The organism is Desulfobaculum sp. (genome assembly GCF_054921475.1).
In genome coordinates this window covers 1-6,835 of record NZ_JBUDSW010000202.1, presented here as the reverse complement: position 1 = coordinate 6,835, position 6,835 = coordinate 1, and the positions used below count along the sequence as shown (strand labels likewise).

The 6,835-nt window shown below is 61.9% G+C and carries 5 protein-coding genes and 1 pseudogene; all 6 read right to left on the bottom strand.

Translation table 11 applies throughout. From position 1 onward, the window contains the following. Window positions 1-239: 239 nt before the first annotated feature. Window positions 240-722, bottom strand: coding sequence for a GNAT family N-acetyltransferase (locus ACY69P_RS12465; protein ID WP_462327700.1), 483 nt, complete (start codon window positions 720-722; stop codon window positions 240-242). A gap of 240 nt (window positions 723-962) precedes the next feature. Continuing rightward, a complete protein-coding gene (gene tgt / locus ACY69P_RS12460) occupies window positions 963-2,111 on the bottom strand; it encodes a tRNA guanosine(34) transglycosylase Tgt (protein ID WP_459901278.1) in 1,149 nt (382 codons plus the stop codon). Then, window positions 2,111-2,749, bottom strand: coding sequence for an endonuclease III (gene nth / locus ACY69P_RS12455; protein WP_462327699.1), 639 nt, complete (start codon window positions 2,747-2,749; stop codon window positions 2,111-2,113). The genes tgt and nth overlap by 1 nt, the downstream gene beginning before the upstream one ends. A gap of 257 nt (window positions 2,750-3,006) precedes the next feature. Further along, window positions 3,007-4,755, bottom strand: coding sequence for an ARMT1-like domain-containing protein (locus ACY69P_RS12450; RefSeq protein ID WP_462327698.1), 1,749 nt, complete (start codon window positions 4,753-4,755; stop codon window positions 3,007-3,009). A 191-nt stretch (window positions 4,756-4,946) separates the two neighbouring features. Next, on the bottom strand, window positions 4,947-6,449 hold the full coding sequence (locus ACY69P_RS12445; protein WP_459901283.1) for an ABC transporter ATP-binding protein: 1,503 nt from the start codon (window positions 6,447-6,449) through the stop codon (window positions 4,947-4,949). A gap of 6 nt (window positions 6,450-6,455) precedes the next feature. Then, window positions 6,456-6,835, bottom strand: a pseudogene (locus tag ACY69P_RS12440) (ABC transporter permease); the annotation flags it as partial.

Genomic DNA, 6,835 nt, shown 5'->3' with positions numbered 1-6,835 from the left:
CGTCTGGAACGATAAACTGGCGTATAAACGGGATCGTTAAGGGCCACGGCCCTTAACCAGATCTGCTATCTTTATCTCTAAAGCTCTTCGTCCTTTCAGGCCGAACAACTTAAGAGCTTAAGTCGCCGGAGGCAAAAACACCCCGCCGGAGGCGAAAAAACGCTCTTCGCCCCCCCTCCCTCGCCGGAGGCGATATTTCGTGTGGCCCCACCCTAACCTAACGTGGTGCCACGCCCATCCTATTGGGCCATGAGGCCGTGTTCTTCGTGCACGATATTCCGTGGCAGGAATCCGAAGTCGCTGTAGAAGCGGTAGTCTCGGTCGCGGTCTGCGCCGAGTTGGCGGGAGCGTGTTTGCACGCCCATGTCGTCGAGCCATTGAATGGCGTCGCGCATGAGTCCTTCGGCGATGCCGCACTCGCGGTATTCGGGGAACACGAACAGGCAGTTGATTTCGCCGGTTTGGCGGGGGACGCCTGTGCTGAGGCAGAAGCCAGCCAGCTCGCCGTTGTCTTGGTCCAGCGCGAGGGTAACGCGCAGGCGCGAGGAGCCGGGCTTACTGGCGAGCAGGGCGCGCAGGTCGGCGAGTTCCTCGGGGGGGAAGGCGTTGGCGAGGTCGTCGGCGGAGGGGCCGTCCTGCGTAAAGTTCATTTCCCACAGGGGGCGGATGGCTTTGAGCAGTTCCGAGCCGCCGGTACGATACAGTATGGAGCTTCCGGGCATTGTGTTCTCTCCTTGTGCCGCGTTGCCGTCAGGAACAGTCGTGATGGCGATGGGGCATCTTATGCACATTGACTGCGTAGCGTCCAGTTCAAGAACAAAAACGTATGATATGTCCAGTACGTAGAACAACACCACACTTTTGCATAAGCCGTATGGTGTTTTATAAGAGACAACGCCCACCCGGAGCATCCGGGTGGGCGTTGGTATGTGTGGTGTCTGGTAGGGAAAACTGCGGTGAAATCAGCCGTTTTTTCCGTACACGGCTTCCACTTCGGCCTTGAAGGAGGCGAAGCGCGACTCGCGGATGGCTTGGCGGGCCTGCTGGGTCAGCTTGAGGAAGTAGGCGAGGTTGTGAATGGTGTTCAGCCGCGCGGACAGCAGTTCTTTGGCGGTGTACAGGTGCCGCAGATAGGCCTTGGAGAAGGTGCGGCAGGTGTAGCAGTCGCAGTTGGGGTCAAGGGGGCTGTCGTCTTCCTTGTACTCGGCGCGTTTGATGTTCACTTTGCCCATGGAGGTAAACAGCGTGCCGTTTCGGGCGTTGCGGCTGGGCAGCACGCAGTCGAACATATCAATGCCGGCCTCGATGCCGTCCAGAATATCCAGCGGCGTGCCCACGCCCATGAGGTAGCGCGGCTTGTCCTGCGGAAGCAGGGGGGCGCTGTGGCGGAGAATATCCAGCATTTCGTTTTTGGGTTCGCCGACGGAAAGTCCGCCGAGGGCGAAGCCTTCAAAGGGCAGTTGGGTGAGTTCTTCGATGCTGCGTTCGCGCAGGTCCTTGAAGAAACCGCCCTGCGTAATGCCGAACATCAGCTGGCCCTTGTGGCCGGGCTCGTGAAATTCGCGGCAGCGGCGGGCCCACTTGGTGGTGAGGTTGAGGGCCTTTTCGGTGTACTCGCGGGTTGCGCCGTAGGCGGCACATTCGTCGAAGCACATCATGATGTCCGAGCCAAGGTTCTGCTGGATGGAGATGGCCTTCTCGGGCGTGAAGAAATGCTTGGAGCCGTCGATGTGCGAGCGGAATTCCACGCCGTCGTCGGTGATTTTGCGCAGGCCGCTGAGGCTGAACACCTGAAAGCCGCCGGAGTCCGTGAGGATGGGGCCGTCCCAGCGGTTGAACTCGTGCAGGCCGCCGCGGCGGGCCACCAGTTCGTCACCGGGGCGCAGGTACAGGTGATAGGTGTTGCCGAGAATGATTTGCGCGCCGATGTCGTGCAGGTCGCGCGGGTCCACGGCTTTAACGCTGCCGACGGTGCCGACGGGCATGAAGACGGGGGTCTTGACCAGCCCGTGGGCGGTCATCAGGTAGCCCTGACGCGCCTTGCCTTCGGTGGCGGCGACGCGGAAGTCGCCGGGTGCGGTAAGTTGGTCGATGATATGCTGATGAGTCATTATGACGTGACGCCTTCTTTAGGGCAGATATCGGCGAGTTCGCATTCGGAGCAGCGGGGGCTGCGGGCGTTGCAGACCGCGCGGCCGAACAGAACCAGCCTGTGGTTCACATCCCCCCACGTTTCGCGGGGGAACAGCTTCATAAGGTCTTTTTCAATGACGCTGACGTTGGTGGAGGTTGTCAGCCCCATGCGGAAGGACAAACGCTTCACATGGGTGTCCACGGCCACGCCCTCGTGAATGCCATAGGCGTTCGAGAGGACGATGTTTGCCGTTTTGCGCGCCACGCCGGGCACCTTGACCAGTTCCGCCATGGTGCGGGGCACGTCGCCGCCGTGCTGGTCCATGATGAGGCGACCGGCGGCAACGAGGTTCTTGGCCTTGTTGCGGTAAAAGCCCGTGGAGCGGACCACCTCTTCCACCTCGGCGACGTCGGCCGTAGCCATTTCGGCGGGGCCGGGCCAGCGGCCGAAGAGCACGGGCGTCACTTTGTTCACCCGGGCGTCGGTGCACTGGGCGGCAAGGACCGTGGCGACCATCAGCTCCCACGCCGTTGTCCACGTCAGGTCCGACTCGGGAGCCGGGAAGCGTTCGGAAAGTCTGTCATAAATGATGAGGGCGCGTTCTTTCGTGGTCATGGAAGCCTCTTCGGTGGTGTGATTCTCGCGCGGGGCGCGCACAGAGCGTGTAGCGGATTCGGCCGGAATTTTCCAGCGCCGTGTTGCGTGCGGCCCGGGCGCGGGGCGGGGATGCAGGCAAGCCCGCGGTACAGACTGCCGCTAACGGCCTTGCAGGACTGGGCGCGTGGCGGACTGCTTGGCGCAAAGGCCCTTCATGGTGCAGGGCGGGAAACATGCGCCGTCCGCCGCGTGGGCTGACGGACGGCGCGTGGGCATTAGACGTTATCAAGGACGGCGTCGCTGAATTTGCCGACCCCATACTCGCTGCGGCGGAAGAAGCGCTCCGCGGCGGGGCCGATGATTTGCATTTCCGGATTTTTGCGCTGCATGTCGAGGGCGATGCGCATCTCTTTGGTGCAGCCGGTGGAGAAGGTGGAGTCCTTGCCCGCCCAGATGGGGGGCACGCGCATGCCCATGAGCTCAAAGCTGCGCTCAATGTCGGACACGGTCTGGAAACGCCACACGTCCAGCATGCCGCTGCGCTGCACCTTTTCCCACATGTACATGAGGTCGTCGGCGTCCATGCCTTCCTCAAAGTGCTCGGCGGGGTTGATGATGTAGGTATTTTCCAGCCGCTCGCGCAGATGCCGCACAAAGGTGTCCACAACCTTGATGGCGGTGGTCACCTGCCCGGGCAGGGAGCCGATGATGGCGCTGTAGAACATGACGCTTTTGCCCTCGGCGTGGGCGACGCGCATTTCGGCGATGATTTCGTCGGCTTTGGCCTGCAGGTCCTTCTCCGAGAAGGTGATAATGCTTTCGGGGCGGCGCTTGAGGTTGATTTTAAAGGTGCCTTCCTCGTCGCGGCCCCAGCAGAGGATATCGCGCGTAAAGGTGGTGCTGGTGTCGATGAGGCGGCGGTAGTGCTGGTTGCCCGTGGCCATGATGAGGTCGGCCTCCTTCCATGCGCGGGCGAAGGTGACGGACGTGCGGTAGAGGTTCAGGTCCTCGCGCGTGCCGTCGGAGATGACCACCAGCGGATGCATACGCTGCTCGGCCAGCAGGGCATTTTTGCTGATTTCGCTGTCCTGCAGGTAGTGCGCGCCCTCAAGGGCCCTCGCAAGGGAGGGGTCGTGCTCCCAATCCCAAAACGAGACACTCTCGAAATGGAAGCCCTCTTTGACGGCGAGGACAATGCGGTGGCCTTGCCGCATAAGGGCGCGGATGATGAGCAGGTCAAAGATGATGCCGCCGGAGGTGCCTGGCAGGTAGAGGATTTTCTTGGGGGCCTGCTTGCCGTTGCGGAAAACCTGCTCCAGACACTGCATGGCCGCGGGCGAGGCGAGGTCGCTGGAGGTCATGCGCTCTAAGGCGGCCTGATAGTACACATCGGTCCAGATGCCTGACACGGTGGACAGAATGATAAGGCGTTCCAGCTCCAGCATATCCAGCTCAAAGCGCAGGTCCCGCAGGCGGCGGCAGACCATGCGCTCCTCCGGGCAGATGTTGAGGAGCCGGTCGATTTCCGGGGATTCAATGGCTTCTAAGGCCTGCCTGTTGTAGCGCGCCTTGCGCCCACGGTAGGGGTCCATGATGCCGGACTGCGTCATGAAGATGGTGATAAAGCGCTTCATCATGCGCGAGGGGATAATGATGGGCGAGGCCTGAATCTGCCGGAATTTGTGGCGGCACAGGTGCAGGATGCGCTTTCGCACGTAACGGTCCGGCACGTACCCGCGCACAAGGTCCACAAGGGCGCACCACTTTGCGTTATAGCGCCGCCCCAGCTCGTCATTCATGCGCGAGCTTAACAGATGCGGGACGAGCTTGTCCGAGCAGGGCAAAAACACCTGCCCCTCGTCCAGATGGACCATAAAACGGAGCTGTTCCCCGGACGCATTCTTGTGCGGATGGATGGAGTATTCAAGGTCGTTTTCAGTGAGAAAGTGCAAGAGCCATGCATCAAGGCGGGCTGACTGGCCGAAACGAAACGAATTGGTCGTTGTGTCCTGTATATCCTGCATTACACTCCCTTTTTATCTGGGTGGTTTTATGGAGCATACAAAGAAACGGGCCGGACATGAACCCTGTAGGCAGGAGAATTTTCCGTGTCGGGACGGTGACGGGGGCGCGGCGGTCCTGCCCGCGCACAACAAAAACGCCGCCACCCGGAAAGGGCGGCGGCGTGGGGAAAGCGGGATTCGGCGCGCGGTGGCTACTGCATGCCAGCCATCATCTGGCCGATGCGGTCCACCTTGGCGGTGTCCGACATATCGAACACATCCATGAAGCGGCCCTCAAACATGACGGCAACGCGGTCCGCCAGCTGGAAGGCTTCGTTCAGGTCGCCGGTGATGAGCAGAACGCCGGACTTCATGCGCGCGTTGAGCAGGCGGTGCCAGACTTCCTCAGTGGCCGAGATATCAAGGCCCTGACTGGGCTGCTCGGCCACAATGATCTTGGGCTGGCGGAAAAACTCGCGCCCGAGGACGAGCTTTTGCAGGTTGCCGCCGGACAGCTGCCGCGCGCGGATTTCCGGGATGGGCGGCTGCACGTGGTAGCGGCGGATGATGCTCTTGACCGCGCCAAAGGCGCGCTTTTTGTCAAGGAACAGCCCCGGCGCAAAGGCCTGACGCGTGGTGAGCAGGACGTTGTCGATAAGGTCCAACTCCGGGCAGGTGCCAAGGCCCAAACGGTCCTCGGGGATGTAGCTGATGGTGTTCTTCCATGGGGTGCGGGTGTAGAAGTCCTTCCACTGCTTGCCCAGAAGGCGCACGCTGCCGGATTCGGGCGCGCGTTGGCCCGTCACGGTCTGCACAAGGGCCTTCTGCCCGTTGCCCGCCACACCCACAATGGCGACGATTTCGCCGCGCGTGAGGGTGAGGGAGATATCCTCCAGCCCATTGCCGGACAGGCCGTCAATCTCCAGCACGGCCTTGCCCTTGGGGGCGGGAGCCTTTTCAATCTCAAGGATGACCTCGCGTCCGACCATGCGGCTGGCGAGTTCCTCGGTGCTGGTGATGTCGGTCTTCTGCATGGAGTCCACAATGCGTCCGCGCCGCAGGATGGCGACGTCGTCCGCAATGTCCATGATTTCTTCCATCTTGTGGCTGATGAAGACCACAGCCTTGCCCTGACGCGTCATCTCGCGCATGGCGTCGAAGAGCTGGGGCGTTTCCGTGGGGGTGAGCACTGCGGTTGGCTCGTCAAAGATGAGCACGCGGCTGTCGCGCATGAGGAGCTTTAAAATCTCCACGCGCTGGCGCTCGCCCATGGACAGGTCCGCCACCAGTGCGGCGGGGTCGATGCGCAGGTTGAACTGCTTGGCAAGTTCGCCCACGCGGCGCTGCATCTGCTTGGGGTGCAGGATGAACGAGTCCTCCTGCCCCAGCAGGACGTTCTGGGTCACGGTCATGGAGTTCACCAGCATAAAGTGCTGGTAGACCATGCCTACGCCCGCGTCGATGGCGTCCTTGGAGGAGTTGAACTCGCAGGGCGTGCCGTCCACGTGGATGGTGCCCGCATTGGGCTTGAAGCGCCCGGAGAGCATGTTCATCAGCGTGGACTTGCCCGCGCCATTCTCGCCCAGCAGGGCAAGGATGCGTCCGGGGTGGATGTCCAGAGAGATATCCTGATTCGCCTTCACCGGCCCGAAGGATTTGCAGATGCCCTCAAGCCGGACCAGCGGATGGGTGCTGGGTGTGGTTTGCGTGGTCATCGCGGTCTATCCTTCCGGCTCGATGTTAACGCCAAGGGCGGCGGGAGCGGCGGAGCTTTTGCCCTTGCCGCGCATGGCGGAGAACAGCAACACAAAGATGGTCAGGGCGTAGGGCAGCATCAAGAGCAGGGACGAGGGCAGGTTGGTGCCCGTGGCCTGCAGCCGCAGCTGAAACGCCATAACGCCGCCGAACAGGTACGCGCCGAACACGGCGCGGCCCGGACGCCAAAAGGCGAAGATGACCAGCGCAACGGCAATCCAGCCGCGTCCTGCGCTCATGCCGTTGGTCCACAGGTGGGTGTAGGCCAATGATAGGTATGCGCCGCCAAGGCCCACCAAAAAGCCGCCCACCAGCACGCCGACCCAGCGCAGGCCCACCGGATTCA